Here is a 16,250-nt window from a genome sequence, read left to right on the forward strand (position 1 = left end):
CTATGGCCTTACTGCCGCCTTAACCTACGGTCACGTAACCTACGAAGCCGTAGGTATATTTCTCCCGTCCCCAGGAGCCCCCCGTGACGATCACCTCTCCCCATCTGGGCAGTTCGAAGGCGTGGACAGACGCCCAGCTGCTGTACGCGCTGGAGGAGGTGGTGGAGAAGGAACTCAACCGCCATCTCAAGGTCGCCAAGGACTGGATGCCCCACGAGTACGTACCGTTCTCCGACGGCCGGAACTTCCCGGGTGTCTTCGAGGACGGCGAGGCGTGGGAGACCAGCCAGTCCAAGGTCACCGACATCGGTCGCATCGCCCTCGTCGTGAACCTGCTGACCGAGGACAACCTCCCCAGCTACCACCACGAGATCGCCTCGCTCTTCGGCCGCGACGGCGCCTGGGGCACCTGGGTGCACCGCTGGACCGCGGAGGAGGGCCGGCACGGCATCGTGATGCGCGACTACCTGCTCACCTCGCGCGCCGTGGACCCGGACAAGCTCGAGCATTTCCGCATGGCGCACATGGCGGAGGGCTTCGAGTCCGACAACCGCCACTCGATGCTGCACTCCGTGGCGTACGTCGCGTTCCAGGAGCTCGCGACCCGCGTCTCGCACCGCAACACCGGTCACCAGTCGGGCGACCCGGTGTGCGACCGGATGCTGGCCCGGATCGCGACCGACGAGAACCTGCACATGGTCTTCTACCGCAACCTGCTGGGCGCGGCCTTCGATCTTGCCCCGGACCTCACGATGCAGTCCGTCCGCGACGTGGTCGTCAACTTCCGGATGCCCGGTCACGGCATGCCCGGCTTCGAGCGGGCCGCCGCGCAGATGGCCATCGGCGAGATCTACAACATGCGCATCCACCACGACGACGTGATCCAGCCCGTCCTGCGGTACCTGAAGGTCCTCGACATCGACGGCCTCGGTCCGGAGGGCCTCAAGGCGCAGGAGGAGCTCGGGCTGTACATGAGCGGTCTGGACAGCGAGGCGTCGAAGTTCGACGAGAAGCTGGCGGCCCGCAAGGCCCGCCTGGCGGCCCGGGCCGACCAGGGCTGATCCGCCCGGCATCCGTCCCGGCCGGGATCGGGATCCGCTCCCCGCCCCCGGCCGGACGGCGTCGGCCGCACGTATCGCGCGTGCGCCACTCGGGACGAAGAAGACGGACGGCCTCGGAGCACCGGGGCGGTTCGTCAGTACGACGCGACGGTCCCGCACGGCCCAGGTGTCGGGGCGAACGGCTTCTACGGCTTCCGGCGCGCCGCGACGGCGTCGGCGGCACGGCCGCGGAGGGCGGCGACGGCACGGCGCGTCCCCATGCCCGGCCCCGCGGGCCCCTGATCGCCGACCGGCTCTCGCCGAGGGACGAAGCAGCCCCTGGTGCGGCAGGTACAAGGCGACGCCTGACGGATCACCTGACGGGAAGGCCGGTCGGTGGCCTGACGGGAGGGCCGGACGGAACACTCGCCGACGCACGGGCCCGTCGGGCCGACGCTCAGCCTCGTGCGGAGCGGCTTCTCCGCAGTCGGTCCCGCTCCTTCTCCGACATGCCGCCCCAGACGCCGAAGCGCTCGTCGTGGGCGAGTGCGTACTCCAGGCACGCCACGCGGCCCTCGCAGGCGTTGCACAGCTGCTTGGCCTCGCGGGTGGAGCTGCCCGGCGCCGGGAAGAAGAACTCGGGCCCGGCCTGCGCGCACAGCGCGGTCTCCCGCCATAGGAGCTCGTCGGTCATGGTGTTGATCGGCATGGGGCCCACGGTGCCCGGTCGCGACAAACAAGCGATCAACGATCGTTGAACGGCCGGGCCGACAGCGGACTCCTCGCTCCCGGCACGCCCGGCCCCGCGGATCAGTCCTGCGGCATCGGCAGGGGCTTGATCACGGCGAAGGCGGCACCCGCCGGGTCGGCGAAGGTGGCGATCCGGCCGACGTCGGGCAGGTCCACCGCAGCCATGGTCACCCGTCCGCCCAGCCGCTCCACGCCGGCGGCCACCGCGTCGGTGTCCTCCACGGCGAAGTACGGCAGCCAGTGAGGCCCGGCACCGGTCTGGCTGGGCACCGCGTCGAGGGGCTGGATGCCTCCGAAGAAGGACTCGGCTCCATCACTTCCGGCGGGCCGGATCATCGTGTAGGGACCGCTGGGGAAGGACATGATGTCGGTCTGCCACCCGAAGACGGTGTGGAAGAAGGCGGCCGCCGCGGGAACGTCCGGCGTGTACAGCTCGGACCAGATCAACGCGCCGTTCTCCATGATCATTCCGAGGCCGGGGTTGGTCCCGGGCTGCCAGACGCCGAAGTACGCGCCGAGACTGTCCGTGAAGCCACCCATGCGCCCGTAGTCGAGCACGTCCATCGGAGGGAACGCCGCCGACCCTCCGGCCAGCTCGACCGTCCGGGCCGTGGCGTCCGCGTCGGGGGTCTGGAAGTAGACCGACCAGGCGGGCTGCCCCTGGTCCTCCGGCACGGTCATGACCCCCGCGACGTTTTTGCCCCGCAGCTGGTACATCCCGTAGCCACCCGTCTCCGGGCCGCCGGGGACCAGGTCCCAGCCGAAGAGACCGTTGTAGAAGGCCGTGGCCGCCTCGATGTCGGGGGTGCCGAGGTCGATCCAGTTGGGGGCGCCGGTGACGAAAGCCGGGTCGAGCATGATGTGCTCCTTCGGCGGGTCCCGTGGTCCCGCTCGTCTTGTCGGAGATGGAGGTGCCGCGCATCTCCGAGTCTTGCACCAGGCACCGACGACCGCAGTTCGCACCGTGCGGGACGCCGCAGGTGTCGTGGCACGATGAAGCCGGTCGGTGGCGGGCCGCGACGACTGCGGACCGCGGTGGCGGGAACAGAAGGACGTACATGACTCAGGCCGGACCCACGGGCGACGTACCCACGGGAAGATCCGCACGGGCACTGCTCGGGAACGCCCAGGTGCTCGCCGGTTCGGCCCGGGCGGTGCTGGACGACCACCGCGGCGCCGTCGAGACCGCGCGCGCCGCACTCGATCCCCTGCTCGACTCCCTCGTCGACCACGGGCTGGCCTCCATCCCCGTCTCCCGGCTGACGGAGGTCACGGAGGGCCGGCTGCGGCTCGGCGCGCTGGAGCAGGCCGGATACGGAACGGTCGGCCGGGTCCACGGAGCCGGGCGTTACGAGCTCCGGCAGATCCCGGGTGTCGGTGCGCAGACGGCTGACCAGGTGCTGGCGGCCGCACGGCAGATCGCGCGCGCGGTCCGTGACTCCGTCGCCGTGCGGATGGACGTGGACGCGCCCGACGCGGCCACGACCTCTCTGCTCGTCGCCCTGCACCGGCTGGTCGGTGGCGGCCCCGACGTACGTCGGGCCGTCGATGCCGCCCGGCGTCTGACCGCCGAGCTGGAGCCGCTGCTCACGACGGCCGCGCCGGCCCGGAGCCGACTGCGGATGCTCTTCTCGGGGCGGGCGGCCGGCGACCTGGCACTGGCCGCCGTGGCCGCCGTACGAGGGGTCCTACGGGACTCGGACGCGCGTGAACTGCGCACCCTGTTCGCACAGGTGTCCGTCGATCTGTTGCGCGGACCCGTGTCGGAGGCCGAGGCGTGGGTCGATTTCGAACTGCGCCCGGCCGACTACTACAGCCTGCTCGCCGAGCTGTCCGGCAGCGGTCCCGACCGGGACGCGGCCCAGGGATTCCTGCCTGCCGGGATCGCGGACCGGGTCCGCGGGCTGCGGCTGGACGACACGTGTCTGCGGGTCTCGTTGCGCGGTTACCAGTCCTTCGGCGCGCGCTTCGCGCTCACCCAGAAGCGGGTGATCCTCGGGGACGAGATGGGGCTCGGCAAGACCGTGCAGGCCATCGCCGCGCTGGCTCACCTCGCGGCCGGCGGCGAGACCCACTTCCTGGTGGTGTGCCCGGCGAGCGTCCTGATCAACTGGCGGCGGGAGATCGAGGCCCGCTCCACCCTGCGGGCCGTGCCGGTGCACGGTCCGGAGCGGCAGGACGCGTTCACCGAGTGGCGGGAACGGGGCGGGGTCGCCCTCACCACCTTCGACGCGCTGCACTCGCTGCCGGACGGTCCCGGGGGCGGGGTCAGGCCGGGCATGGTGGTGGTCGACGAGGCCCACTTCGTGAAGAACCCCGCGACGCGCCGTTCCCGGGCCGTGAGCGGCTGGACACGGCACACCGACAGGGTGCTGTTCCTGACCGGCACGCCGATGGAGAACCGGGTCGAGGAGTTCCGCAGCCTGATGCACCAACTCCGTCCCGAATCGGCGCCGCTGGTCACCTCCACCCACGGCGTCGCCGGCTCGCACGCTTTCCGCAGAGCCGTAGCCCCCGCCTACCTGCGCCGGAATCAGGACGACGTCCTGGGGGAACTCCCGGCCCTGGTGCAGGCCGACGAATGGGAGGAGTTCTCGCCCGCCGACCTCGAGGCGTACCGCGACGCCGTCGGCTCGGGGCACTTCATGCGGATGCGCCGCGCCGCGTACGCCCGGCCGGAGACGTCGGCGAAGCTGAACCGGCTGCGTGAACTCGTCTCGGAGGCCGAGGACAACGGGCTCAAGGTCGTGGTGTTCTCCTACTTCCGCGAAGTGCTCCGGACCGTCCAGGAGGCCCTGGGCGACGGGGTGTTCGGTCCTCTCTCCGGAAGTGTCCCGGCCGCACGCCGGCAGGACCTGGTCGACTCCTTCGGCGCGACGGAGGGCCACGCGGTGCTGCTGAGCCAGATACAGGCGGGGGGCGTCGGGCTCAACATCCAGGCGGCGTCGGTCGTCATCCTGTGCGAGCCGCAGATCAAGCCGACGATGGAGCACCAGGCCGTGGCCAGGGCGCACCGCATGGGGCAGATACGGACCGTGCGGGTCCACCGGCTCCTCGCGGCGGACAGCGTGGATCAGCGGATGCTCGACATCCTCGCGCGCAAGGACCGGCTCTTCGACGCGTACGCGCGGCGCAGCGATGTCGCCGAGGCGACGCCCGACGCCGTCGACGTGTCGGACGGGGACCTCGCCCGGCGCATCGTCGAGGAGGAACAAATGCGGCTGGCCGCCGAGGTCTGACGGCGGGGCCTCAGTGTTCGTGGGCCTCGGCCGCACCTGCCGCGTGGTGCGGCGGGTCGTATCCGGGGACCGTGCCGTCCGCCTTGGCGACGAGCAGCAGCCCCGCCATCCCCATGTCGGAGTGGCTCTGGACGTGGCAGTGGTACATCCAGGCACCGGCCCCCACGTGCTCGCCCGCGATGATCTGGAAGCCGAAGGAGTCGGCGGGGCCGCAGATCTTCGTGTCGATCACACGGCTCGGGTCGTCCGGGCCGGTGAGCAGGCCGGTCCTGTTGTCCGCCCAGCGATGCCCGTGGATGTGGAACGTGTGGTAGTACTCGCCGTGCGTGATCATCACGACCTCGACCCGGTCGCCCACGGTGGCCTCGAAGTTCGGACTCTCGTGGGCCGCCTTGTTGTTGATCGTCATGTCGTTGAAGACGATGGTGATCGTCCTGTCCGGCAGGACGTCTCCCTTCCGGCGAACGACGAGTGGCCCGTACAGGCCCTTGCGGATGCCGCCCGTGCCGTGGTCCGTGCCGACGACGTGGTCGTGGTAGTGCCAGTAGCCTGCGCTGCCCGCCTGCCAGGTGCCGTCCTTGCGGCGGCCGGGGACGTGGGTGCGCCAGGTGTACGTGCGGGTGCCGCCGGGCTCGACGTGGCTGCGGTTCATCCGGGTGCCGTCGCTCGCGATGTCGTAGTCGACGCCGTGGACGTGGAGGCTGGCGTCGACGTCCGTGGTGTTCTCGAACTCGATGTGCAGCGTGTCGCCCTCGGTGATCTCGATGAGCGGCCCGGGAATCGACGCCTTCCCCTTCTCGAAACCGTACCCGAGCTGACCGTCCGCCAGTTTCTCCGCGTACAGCTTGAGATGTCGGACGACCCCGCCCGCGGGGGCCGTCTTCGCCGGGTTCTCCGCGGAAGTGGCCTGCACCGCACCGAGTGACATCGATGTCACCCCGGTGGCCGCCGCCACACCGCCGCCCACCAGCATCCGGCGGTTGAAGGTCCTTCGGTCCATGTCGAACTCCCCAATGCGAGACGGAAACTGACGCGCTGCTCCCCTGGACGGCCCACACGGTAGCCGGGGAGCGTTGGTTTATCCACACTCAGGACAAAGTTCGTTCGATTGCTGCCATACCTATTGGCGAGTCATGAAAAGAGGTCTAGCTTCGTGCGCTGTCGCAGTGACCAACAGAGGTGCGGTGACGAAGTAGTGACCGGAGAAGTGACCAAGAGGGGTGGGTGACCACATGCAGCGCACACCACATCGCAGGTCCAGATCGCGTCGCGGTGTCGCGGCGGCCGTGGCGGCAGGGGCTCTGACCGCGTCCCTGCTCGGCGGCCAGGCGGCCACCGCCAGCCCGTATCCGGATCCAGGGCTGAAGGAGAGGATGGCGACAACGTTGTCCCTGCCTTCGCCGCCGGGCGGGTCCGATGTCAGGGTCCTGGTGTTCCACGCCTCGGCGGGCGAGGAGCCCCAGACCGTGGACGCGGGCATCGCGGCCATCGAGAAGATCGGACTCAGCGGTCCGGAGTCCGGGCGCTTCAAGACCGTCGCCACGGACGACGCCGGGGTCTTCACCAACGGCAAGAAGCTCGGCAGGTTCAACGCGGTCGTCTTCCTGACCGGCGGCGGCGACGTGCTCGACCCGGAGCAGGAGGCGGGTCTGGAGGCGTACATGGAGGCCGGTGGCGGCTTCCTCGGCATCCATGACGCGGCGCGCACCGAGCCGTACTCCGACTGGTTCACCGGTCTCGTCGGCGCACGTCCCGCGGCCGACAGCCCGACGGCCGTCCAGCGCGCCACCGTGGAGATCGGCGACCGGCAGCACCCGGCGACGAAGAACCTCCCGCTGGAGTGGAAGCGCCCGGACAAGTGGCTGAACTGGAAGGACAACCCGTCCGGCGACGTCCACACCGTGGCCCGCGTCCGCGAGCTCACCTACTCCCCCGGCAAGAGCGCCAACGGCTGGGACCACCCGGTCTCCTGGTGCCGTGACTACGACGGCGGCCGCTCCTTCTACACCGCCATGGGCGGTACGGCAGCGGGCTTCGCCGAGACCGACTTCCGGGACCACCTGCGCGGCGCGCTGGCCTGGACGAGCCGTATCTCGCAGGCGGACTGCAAGGCCACCGTCGACTCCAACTACACGGCGGAGCGGCTCACCCAGCCCAACCAGCCCGGCAGGAACGACCAGATCGGCGAGCCCCACGGCCTGGTCACCGCCAAGGACGGCCGGGTCTTCTACATCGGGCGCGGCGGCGCGGACAGCAGCGTGCCGGTGGTCACCGACTGGAAGGACCCGAACATCGGCAAGGGCGAGGGCGAGGTTCACGTATACGACCCCGCGACCAAGAAGGTCACCCTCGCCGGCAAGCTGAGCGTCTTCGGCAACAAGGGCGGCGGCGACGAGCTGGTCAAGGTCGAGGAGGGGCTGCTCGGGATCGAGCTGGACCCGGACTTCGCCACCAACGGCTGGGTGTACCTGCACTACACCCCGCACGCGAAGATCGACCGCGACAAGCAGACGGCGGTGCGGCAGGTCTCGCGCTTCACCTTCGACCACGCCACGAACAAGCTGGACCTGGCGTCCGAGAAGGTGCTGCTGCACTGGCCGGTCCAGATCCACAGCTGCTGCCACGCGGGCGGCGGCATGGCCTGGGACTCGAAGGGCAACCTCTACGTCGCCACGGGTGACAACAACTCCTCGGGCTTCAGCGACGGTTACTCGGGCAACAACCCGGAGCCGAACTACAAGGGCGTGTCGTTCGCCGACGCCCGCCGCACGGCGGGCAACACCAACAACCTCAACGGCAAGATCCTGCGGATCCACCCCGAGGACGACGGCACCTACACCCTGCCCGAGGGCAACCTCTTCACCGGCGAGGAGCCGGACGAGGGCGGGGGCAAGACCCGTGGCGAGATCTACGTGATGGGCGTCCGCAACCCGGCGCGCATCTCCATCGACACGTCGACCGACACGCTGTACGCGGGCTGGGTCGGCCCCGACGCGGGCGCTCCCAGCACGACCTGGGGTCCCGCGAAGTACGACACGTTCGCGGCGATCACCAAGGCCGGCAACCACGGCTGGCCGTACTGCATGGGCAACAAGCAGCCCTACCGGGACCGCAACCTGCCCGATCCGTCCAAGCCTCTGGGCTGGTACGACTGCAACGCCCCGAAGAACGAGTCGCCCAACAACGACGGCCTGGTCAAGCTGCCTCCCGTCACGTCGAACACCATCTGGTACTCCCCCCAGGGCGGCGGCGTGGACTACCCGCGTGACGCGAACGGCGTGCCCAGTTACAAGGTGGAGGACCAGAAGCAGCTCCTGCCCTGGCTCAAGGGCGGCGGCCAGGCCACGATGAACGGCCCGGTCTACCGCTACGACGCGGCGAGCACGAGCAAGGCCAAGTGGCCGTCGTACTGGGACGGCAAGTGGTTCGTCGGCGACTTCTACGACGACACCCAGCCGCGTCACGCCGTGCTGACCGACCCGAAGACGGTCGGCAAGGGCGGCCTGCCCACGCACGCCGAGTCCCTGAAGAAGATCATTCCGGTCGGTGCGGACGGCATCCGCAACCTCATGGACTGGAAGTTCGCCCCGGACGGCTCGCTCTACGTCCTGGACTACGGACGCGGCTTCTTCACCTCCGACTCCAAGTCCGCGCTGTGGCGCGTGACGTACAAGGGCGGCGGTCCGACCCCGGCCGCCGCAGACCTGGCCAGGAAGGCGGCAGCGCAGTGAGACACCCTTCGCTCCTCGCGCGAAAGCGGTACGGACCCGCCCGGTGGTGGCTGGCCCTGCTCGGTTCGTTCCTGATGGTCCTCGGGCTGGCGTCGACCGCCGCGTACGGCCGCGACGACGACCGGGCGGCGGCTGCCGCCGACCAGGTCCTCACGTGGACCGCAGGCGACCCCATCGACCACTACCTGTCGGCGCCCAAGACCGCTGTGGCCGGCGCCGCGACCATCGTCTTCGAGAACAGCGCGGCCACGGGCAACACGACGGGCATGCCGCACACACTGACGTTCAGCGTCTCGGACGTGGAGTTCAACAACGACGTCGCGGTCAACATCCTGGCCAACCCCAGTGACAGCGAGGGCGGCAAGCACAGCGTCGAGGTCGATCTCACGCCCGGCCGGTACTTCTACCACTGCACGATTCCCGGCCACGGCTCGATGCAGGGCATCCTCACGGTGACCGAGGACGACGGCGGCGGCGAAGACACCACCGCTCCCGAGACCTCGGCCACGGTGGACGGCGACAAGAACGCCGACGGCGCGTACATCGGCCAGGCCACCGTCACAGTGGCGGCCACGGACGCCGGTTCGGGCGTGGACACCGTCGAGTACGCCGTCGGGGCGGACGGCGCCTGGCAGCCGTACACCGTGCCCGTCGTGGTGGACGAGGTGGGGACGCACACGATCCGCTACCGTGCCACCGACAAGGCGGGCAACGCGGCGGCGGAGAAGTCCGTCGACTTCGCGGTCGCAGCGCCGCCGACGGACGACGAGACCCCGCCGGAGACCTCGGCGACCGTGTCGGGCGAGAAGGACGACGCCGGCGCCTACCTCGGCATGGCCACGGTCACCGTGACCGCGTCCGACACCGGCTCGGGCGTCAACACCATCGAGTACGCCGTCGGGGCGGACGGTGCGTGGAAGGCGTACACCGCGCCCGTGATGGTGCACGAGGTGGGCACGCACAGCGTCCGCTACCGCGCCACGGACAAGTCCGGCAACGTCGCGGCGGTGAAGTCCGCGGACTTCACCGTCGTCGAGCCGCCGTCGCAGGACAAGACACCGCCGACGACCTCCGTGGTGGTGACGGGCGACAAGAACTCGGACGGCGCGTTCATCACCAGCGCCGAGGCCACGGTCACCGCGACCGACGCGGACTCGGGTGTGGCCAAGGTCGAGTACTCCCTCGACGGCGGCCCGTACCTGGCCTACTCCTCCCCCGTCGTCGTCGACCGCGTCGGCTACCACACGTTCGCCCACCGGGCGACGGACAAGGCGGGCAACACCTCCGAGGCGAAGAAGGTCTCGTTCACCGTCGCGCAGAGCGGCGGGGTCCCGGCCCCCAACTGCCCGGAGTTCGACGAACGGCTCACGGTCATCGTCGGCACGGTCGACACCGGTGTCCCCAACCGGCTGACCGGCAACCGCTGCACGATCAACGAGCTCATCGAGGACGAGAAGGACTGGTCCTCGCACGCGCTGTTCCTCAAGCACGTGGACAAGGTCCTGGACAAGCTCCTGACCGACGGTGTCGTCGACGCCCGTGAGCACAAGAAGATCTACCGGGCGGCCAAGCAGTCCGGCATCGGCAAGCCGGGCCAGGACGAGGGCTACCGCAAGCTGTTCGACGGCACGGCCGGCTCCCTCGCCAAGTGGCAGCAGGTCGGCGGCGGACAGTTCGCGCTGAACGAGGAGGAGGGCTCGATCACGAGCTCCACCACCGTGGACGGCATGGGGATGCTGTGGTTCCCGGCCAGGCAGTACGGGGACTTCTCGCTGAAGCTCCAGTGGCGGGACGACGCCCCCGGCGCGGGCAACGCCAACGGCGGGGTGTTCGTCCGTTTCCCGAACGTCCACGACCACCCGGAGGAGTCACGTCCGGAGTGGGTCGCCATCAAGTACGGCCATGAGATCCAGGTCAACGACCGGCCCGACGGCGACATGTACAAGACCGGTTCCCTCTACGGGTTCGACCGGGTCGGTCTCGGAGGGGCCGGCGTCACTCCCAAGGGCACCTGGAACGACTACGAGATCCGGGTGGTGGACCAGCACTACTCGGTCTACCGCAACGGTGTCCTGCTGAACGAGTTCGACAACAACGGCGGCCAGCTGTTCGAGCCGCCGCGGGACGACGACCCGGGCACCGACGGCCGGCGGTACGCCTCCGGCTACATCGGGCTCCAGGTCCACAGCACCACGGACGTGATCTCCTACCGCGACATCCGCATCCAGGAGTTGTAGGGGCGCGTCACACCCGGGCGGCCGTGGCCGCATGCTCCGGCATGCGGTCGCGGCCTCCTGGGTGCCGGTGGCGCCAGACCCAGAAGACCGTGCAGGAGACGAGCGCCCAGGCAGCCAGCACGAGGTACGGGAAGAGGTACTGGTGGCCCCGGTAGTAGACCGCCGTGTGCTGGGCGTTGACCGAGGCGCCGGGCGGCAGCCAGCGGCCGACGTGCCCGAGCAGCGAGGGCAGCAACGGCCAGGACACCGCGCCGCCGGACGAGGGGTTGCCGAGCAGCACCATGACGCCCCACGTCGGGATCATCGCCCAGCGCCCCATCAGGGTGTTGAACATGGTGAAGACCATGCCGGAGGTGAACATGGTGAAGGCCAGGATCAGCCACGACTGCACGAAGGGCAGGTCGAGCGCGCCGAGTCCCCAGTCCACCACCGCCGCGATGGCGAACCCGCCGAGCAGGGCGTACGCGACGGTGAACAGGATCCGTTCCAGTGGGATCAGCGCCCGGGCGTGCACGCTGAGCTGGATCGCACCGAGGAAGCCCATGATGACGGCGGCGAGAGAGATGTAGAAGAGGGCCAGCCCCCGAGGGTCGCCTTCCTGGAGCGGTTTGACGTCCTCGACCGTGAGCGGGACGCCGACGGTGTCGGCCACCTTGATCCCGGTCTCGCCCAGCAACTGGGCGACGGTGGCGCCGGACGCACCGGCGACCTGCATCACGACCCCCTTCCCGGCGCTCCTGAGGATCACGAAGACCTTCTGCTCGTCCAGCGCCGCCCGGGCCTGTGCGGCGTCCGGATACCTGTTGAGTTCGAGGGAGGCGTCGAGCGCCTCCTCCATCCCCTTGACGAACTCGACGGCGTACGGCGTCCTCGGGCCCTCGACGACCGCAGCCGGGATCCGGTGGGGCGTCGGATTGGCCATGGCGTAGGTGTAGGAGCCGGCGAAGAGACCCGCGGCCGCCGACACGATCAGCACGAGCACCAACCCGGGGAGGTACGGCGACTTCTTGTACGTCTCCCACTTCTCCCGCCGGGTCGGCGGCCTGCCGTGCGCCCCGTGGCCGCCGCCGGCCCCGGACGTCATACGGAGTCGCCGTCGTCGTGCCGCGCGCGGCTGGGCTGCACCCGTTTGGGCTCGCCCGGCATCTTCGGATACTCCGGCGGATAGGGCAGATCGCCCAGTTCGTGCTCGTGTTCGTCACGCCGCGCGAGCTCCAGCACCTGATCGAGCCGGAAGGCGTGGTCGTCCATGTCGGCGTGCAGATCACCCAGCTCGGCGAAGCGCGCCGTCATCGTCCGCAGGTCGAAGTCACGCGGTTCGGCGTCGTCGATCTCCTCCCAGCGGATCGGGGCGGAGACAGGGGCGTGGGGGAAGGGGCGTACGGAGTAGGCGGAGGCGATCGTGCGGTCACGGGCCGTCTGGTTGTAGTCGACGAAGATCCGCTCCCCGCGTTCCTCCTTCCACCAGGCCGTGGTCACCCGGTCCGGCATCCTGCGCTCCAGTTCCCGCCCCACCGCGATGGCGGCGCGCCTGACCTGGGTGAAGGTCCACTCGGGGACGATCGGGACGAAGACGTGGATGCCGCGCCCGCCGGAGGTCTTGGGCCAGCCGCGCAGTCCGTGGTCGTCCAGGACCGAACGCAGTTCGTGGGCGGCCCTCACCGCGTCGGCGTAGTCCGTGCCGGGCTGTGGGTCCAGGTCGATGCGCAGTTCGTCGGGGTGGTCGGTGTCGGCCCTGCGCACCGGCCAGGGGTGGAAGGTCAGGGTGCCGAGGTTGGCGGCCCACAGGACCGCGCCGAGTTCGGTGGGGCACATCTCGTCGGCGTGCCGGCCGCTGGGGAATTCGATCCGGGCGGTGGGGGTCCATTCGGGCAGGTTCTTCGGCGCGCGCTTCTGGTAGAAGAAGTCCCCCTCGACCCCGTCGACGAAGCGCTGGAGCGTGGTCGGCCGCTCGCGCAGTGCACGGAGGATGCCGGGCCCCACGGCCAGGAAGTAGTCGGCCACGTCCTTCTTGGTGTAGCCCTTCTGGGGGAAGTACACCTTGTCCGGGTTGGACAGCCGCACGGCCCGTCCGTCCGCGTCCAGTTCCACCGCTGTTCCTGCTGCCATGTCGGACACCGTAGGCCGGGCGCACATATGCCGCATATCGGAGGACGGGCACGGAACGGTGGGTGAGAATCGTGGCCATGGACCTGCCGGTGATGCCTCCCGTGAAACCGATGCTCGCCAAGTCCGTGTCCGCCATTCCACCGGACATGCATTACGAGGCGAAGTGGGACGGGTTCCGGGCGATCGTGTACCGGGACGGCGACGAGGTGGTGATCGGCAGCCGGACCGGGAAGCCCCTCACCCGCTACTTCCCCGAGGTGGTCGCCGCCGTTCGGGAGAACCTGCCGCCGCGCTGTGTGATCGACGGCGAGATCGTCCTGCCGTACGAGGGACGGCTGGACTTCGACCGGCTGAGCGAGCGCATCCATCCGGCCGACTCCAGGGTGCGGACGCTGGCCGAGCGGACCCCGGCGAGTTTCGTCGCCTTCGACGTCCTCGCTCTGGGCGACACCTCTCTGCTCGCCGCCGCGCAGACCGAGCGGCGGACGGTCCTGGAGGGCGCGCTGGCCGGCGCCTCGGCACCCGTGCACCTCGCACCGTCCACCACGGACCCGGACCTCGCGCGGGAGTGGTTCGAGCGGTACGAGGGGGCGGGGCTCGACGGGGTGGTCGCCAAACCGCTCGGTCTCCCGTACAGACCCGACACGCGCGCGATGTACAAGATCAAACACGAACGGACCGCCGACTGCGTGGTGGCGGGCTACCGCTTCCACAAGAGCGGCCCCGTGGTGGGCTCGCTGCTGCTCGGCCTGTACGACTCCGGGGGCGCCCTGCAGCACGTGGGGGTGTGCGCGGCCTTCCCGATGAAGCGTCGCGCCGAACTCGTCGAGGAACTCGACCCGTTGCGCATCGAACCCGCGGATCATCCGTGGGCGGCCTGGGCGGACGCGTCCGCGCACGAGGGCTCGCGGCTTCCGGGCGCGCCGAGCCGCTGGTCGGGCAAGAAGGACCTGTCGTGGGTGGCCCTCGCTCCGGAACGGGTCTGCGAGGTGGCGTACGACCACATGGAGGGCGACCGCTTCCGCCACACCACCCAGTTCAGGCGGTGGCGGCCGGACCGCACCCCCTCCGGCTGCACCTACGCGCAGCTGGAGGAGGTGGTGCGGTACGACCTGTCAGAGGTCCTCGACGGCCGCTGATCCGTCAGGCGGTGGGAGTGGGGCAGGGTTCGTCCGACGGTGCGTCCGTGGGATCGCTGTCCGCCGAGGGCGTGGGGCAGTCCGGGGCGGAGGTGCTGGGGTCGGGGTCGGGCGTCGTGGTGGGGTCCGGCGTGGTGGTCGGGTCGGGGGTGGGCGTCGGGTCCGTGGAGCCGCTGTCGGAGGGGCTGGGGCCGGGACCGGGGTCGGTGGGCGTCGGCGTATCGCTGGGGTCCGGGCTCCCCGACTCCGACGGTGTGGGGGTGGGAGAGGGAGTGGCGCCCGGAGGGGTGGACGGGGACGGTCTGCCGCTGGGCTGCGGTCCGACGACGATGCCGCCACCGCCCTTGCCGGGGCCACCGACCGGCGCCTTCGGCGCACGCGGGCCCCCCGCACCGGGGCTCCGCGGGACCACGCCCGTACCGTCGGCGACGGCGTGGACGCCCTTGCGGTAGTACTCCAGCCAGGACAGGACCGTACGCAGATAGGTGTCCGAGTGGTTGTAGCTGAGGACCGCCTGGTCCAGATCGGCCCCTACGGACAGGTCACGGGTCCCGGCACAGAGGTAGTGGCCGGCGGCGAGGGCCGCGTCGACGATGTTGTCGGGGTCCTTGCGCCCGTCGCCGTTGCCGTCCTTGCCCCAGTGCGCCCAGGTGGACGGGATGAACTGCATCGGTCCGACGGCCCGGTCGTACCGGGAGTCGCCGTCGTACGCGCCGCCGTCGGTGTCCGGGATGTTGGCGAATCCGGCGCCGTTGAGAACCGGGCCGAGTATCGGGGTGAGCGTGGTGCCCGCCGCGTCGACCCGTCCCCCGCTCGCGTGGCCGGACTCCACCTTGCCGATCGCCGCGAGTAACTGCCACGGCAGCCGGCAGCCGGGGTCGGTGCGCCTAAGCGCGCTTCGCGCGTTGCGGTAGGCGGCCAGGACGGTGGCGGGGATGCCGGCCTCGGCCGCCGGCTGCACGACGGCCGGACCGACGGGCTTTCCGCCGGTGGTCCTCGGCGGCTCCGGTGACCGCAGGGGCGGCAGCTCGGTGTGGTAACTGTCGTCGTTCGGCACCTCGGTCCAGACGACGTCGTCCGATGCCACGCTCTTCGGGTCGCCGGCACCGCCGTCTGTGATCCCCGGGGCCTGGGAGGCGGTGAGCGCCGCCATGGCGGCGACCGCGGTCGCCGTACCGCCGAGCCCGCGGCGCATGCTTCCGTTGAACCTCATGTGTCCTCCTTCTCCTGGGTCATCGCGTGAACGTGTCGATGGCCGCGATCCGCCAGGTGTCACCGCGGCGGACGGCGTCCACCGCGAACATGGCCGCCGCGTACGTCGTCTCCTCGTCCTTGCCGGTACGGGTGTTGCTCTGGTCGGCGAAGATCAGCAGCCGGGCCCGGTCCCCGTCGAGCAGCTCGACGCCGCTCTCGGTGACGGTCGTGGTGAGGACGAGCTTCTGTTTCGGCGCCTGGGCGCGTACGTCGGCGAGCATGTCCTCGTGCTGCCGCACCGCCTTGCCGGTCAGGTGCTTCCGCGCGGCCGCGTCGGATTTCTCGGGCGAGGCGTAGTCGTACGAGAAGACCGCGCCGACCGCCTCGCCGATCTGCCCCTTGACCTCGCTGGTCCGGCCGATGTCGGTGAGGGCCGTGTTCTGCCTGCCCGGTTCGTCGCGCAGCGTCGTGGCCGAGGTGAACGCCCATACGGCGAAGGCGCCGAGGAGCAGTGTCGCGGCGCAGAGGATCGCGGGCAGCCGGATGTGCGGGCGGGGCAGGCGCCTGCGCGGGGCTCCGTCCCCGCCGGGCTTCTCCTCCGTGCCGGCTCCGGCCCCCGCGGGCTCCTTCTCCGCGTCGGCTTCGTCCTCGGGGGCCGCTTCCGTCGCGGTCCGGTCCTCCGGCGCCTCGGGATCCGGTCCGGGACCCGCTTTCGTAGGCGCCGGTGCGGTCGCCACACCCGCGGTGGCGAGCCGACGGCGGCGGTTGACGAGGTGTCGGGTCGTCGACATGTTCGTGGGTCCTCTCGAAG

General features: G+C 70.4%; 12 protein-coding genes. 5 read left to right on the plus strand and 7 right to left on the minus strand.

Annotation, left to right across the window (positions count from 1 at the left end; genetic code table 11):
* Positions 1-83 precede the first annotated feature (83 nt).
* Complete coding sequence (locus JOC24_RS29375) at positions 84-1,061, plus strand: acyl-ACP desaturase (protein WP_205023448.1); 978 nt, start codon at positions 84-86, stop codon at positions 1,059-1,061.
* Between the two features lie 436 nt (positions 1,062-1,497).
* Here JOC24_RS29375 and JOC24_RS29380 read toward each other — a convergent pair whose 3' ends face one another.
* Together JOC24_RS29380 and JOC24_RS29385 are read right to left on the minus strand one after the other, a co-directional pair.
* A complete protein-coding gene (locus tag JOC24_RS29380; protein ID WP_205023449.1) occupies positions 1,498-1,749 on the minus strand; it encodes a WhiB family transcriptional regulator in 252 nt (83 codons plus the stop codon).
* A 101-nt stretch (positions 1,750-1,850) separates the two neighbouring features.
* Positions 1,851-2,648, minus strand: coding sequence for a VOC family protein (locus JOC24_RS29385; RefSeq protein ID WP_205023450.1), 798 nt, complete (start codon positions 2,646-2,648; stop codon positions 1,851-1,853).
* 200 nt (positions 2,649-2,848) lie between these two features.
* Between JOC24_RS29385 and JOC24_RS29390 the strand changes: the two genes are divergently transcribed.
* Entirely contained in the window at positions 2,849-5,029 is a 2,181-nt protein-coding gene (locus JOC24_RS29390; protein WP_205023451.1) for a DEAD/DEAH box helicase, read from the plus strand.
* 10 nt (positions 5,030-5,039) lie between these two features.
* Here the strand turns inward: JOC24_RS29390 and JOC24_RS29395 are convergent, their stop codons facing one another.
* Positions 5,040-6,029, minus strand: coding sequence for a multicopper oxidase domain-containing protein (locus JOC24_RS29395; RefSeq protein ID WP_205023452.1), 990 nt, complete (start codon positions 6,027-6,029; stop codon positions 5,040-5,042).
* Positions 6,030-6,261: 232 nt separating this feature from the next.
* Between JOC24_RS29395 and JOC24_RS29400 the strand changes: the two genes are divergently transcribed.
* Both JOC24_RS29400 and JOC24_RS29405 read left to right on the plus strand, forming a co-directional pair.
* The gene (locus JOC24_RS29400) at positions 6,262-8,760 is read left to right on the plus strand and encodes a ThuA domain-containing protein (RefSeq protein ID WP_239581150.1); all 2,499 of its coding nucleotides are present in this window, start codon (positions 6,262-6,264) and stop codon (positions 8,758-8,760) included.
* Entirely contained in the window at positions 8,757-10,997 is a 2,241-nt protein-coding gene (locus JOC24_RS29405) for an OmpL47-type beta-barrel domain-containing protein (RefSeq protein ID WP_307792780.1), read from the plus strand. Before JOC24_RS29400 ends, JOC24_RS29405 begins: the two co-directional genes overlap by 4 nt.
* 7 nt (positions 10,998-11,004) lie before the next feature.
* On the opposite strand, the gene JOC24_RS29410 is transcribed toward JOC24_RS29405, so the two are convergent.
* Both JOC24_RS29410 and ligD read right to left on the minus strand, forming a co-directional pair.
* Positions 11,005-12,081: an ABC transporter permease gene (locus JOC24_RS29410; RefSeq protein ID WP_205023453.1), complete on the minus strand. Its 1,077-nt coding sequence runs from the start codon at positions 12,079-12,081 to the stop codon at positions 11,005-11,007.
* Entirely contained in the window at positions 12,078-13,088 is a 1,011-nt protein-coding gene (gene ligD, locus JOC24_RS29415; protein ID WP_205023512.1) for a non-homologous end-joining DNA ligase, read from the minus strand. Before ligD ends, JOC24_RS29410 begins: the two co-directional genes overlap by 4 nt.
* Before the next feature lie 95 nt (positions 13,089-13,183).
* Here ligD and JOC24_RS29420 point away from each other — a divergent pair, with 95 nt between their 5' ends.
* The gene (locus JOC24_RS29420) at positions 13,184-14,245 is read left to right on the plus strand and encodes an ATP-dependent DNA ligase (RefSeq protein WP_205023454.1); all 1,062 of its coding nucleotides are present in this window, start codon (positions 13,184-13,186) and stop codon (positions 14,243-14,245) included.
* 4 nt (positions 14,246-14,249) lie between these two features.
* Here JOC24_RS29420 and JOC24_RS29425 read toward each other — a convergent pair whose 3' ends face one another.
* Positions 14,250-15,458: a lytic transglycosylase domain-containing protein gene (locus JOC24_RS29425; protein ID WP_205023455.1), complete on the minus strand. Its 1,209-nt coding sequence runs from the start codon at positions 15,456-15,458 to the stop codon at positions 14,250-14,252.
* 19 nt (positions 15,459-15,477) lie between these two features.
* Positions 15,478-16,230 (minus strand): hypothetical protein, encoded by a 753-nt coding sequence (locus JOC24_RS29430; protein WP_205023456.1) that lies wholly within the window; start codon positions 16,228-16,230, stop codon positions 15,478-15,480.
* Positions 16,231-16,250 lie beyond the last annotated feature (20 nt).

The sequence above is a fragment of the Streptomyces sp. HB132 genome (genome assembly GCF_016909575.1).
In the GTDB taxonomy this organism is placed as follows: Bacteria; Actinomycetota; Actinomycetes; order Streptomycetales; family Streptomycetaceae; genus Streptomyces.

What these genes read in the sequence shown, in the direction of transcription:
- JOC24_RS29380 (WP_205023449.1), bottom strand. Translation starts at nt 1,749, where the DNA reads ATGCCGATCAACACCATGACCGACGAGCTCCTATGGCGGGAGACCGCG.
- JOC24_RS29385 (WP_205023450.1), bottom strand. Translation starts at nt 2,648, where the DNA reads ATGCTCGACCCGGCTTTCGTCACCGGCGCCCCCAACTGGATCGACCTC.
- JOC24_RS29390 (WP_205023451.1), top strand. Translation starts at nt 2,849, where the DNA reads ATGACTCAGGCCGGACCCACGGGCGACGTACCCACGGGAAGATCCGCA.
- JOC24_RS29395 (WP_205023452.1), bottom strand. Translation starts at nt 6,029, where the DNA reads ATGGACCGAAGGACCTTCAACCGCCGGATGCTGGTGGGCGGCGGTGTG.
- JOC24_RS29400 (WP_239581150.1), top strand. Translation starts at nt 6,262, where the DNA reads ATGCAGCGCACACCACATCGCAGGTCCAGATCGCGTCGCGGTGTCGCG.
- JOC24_RS29410 (WP_205023453.1), bottom strand. Translation starts at nt 12,081, where the DNA reads ATGACGTCCGGGGCCGGCGGCGGCCACGGGGCGCACGGCAGGCCGCCG.
- JOC24_RS29420 (WP_205023454.1), top strand. Translation starts at nt 13,184, where the DNA reads ATGGACCTGCCGGTGATGCCTCCCGTGAAACCGATGCTCGCCAAGTCC.
- JOC24_RS29425 (WP_205023455.1), bottom strand. Translation starts at nt 15,458, where the DNA reads ATGAGGTTCAACGGAAGCATGCGCCGCGGGCTCGGCGGTACGGCGACC.
- JOC24_RS29430 (WP_205023456.1), bottom strand. Translation starts at nt 16,230, where the DNA reads ATGTCGACGACCCGACACCTCGTCAACCGCCGCCGTCGGCTCGCCACC.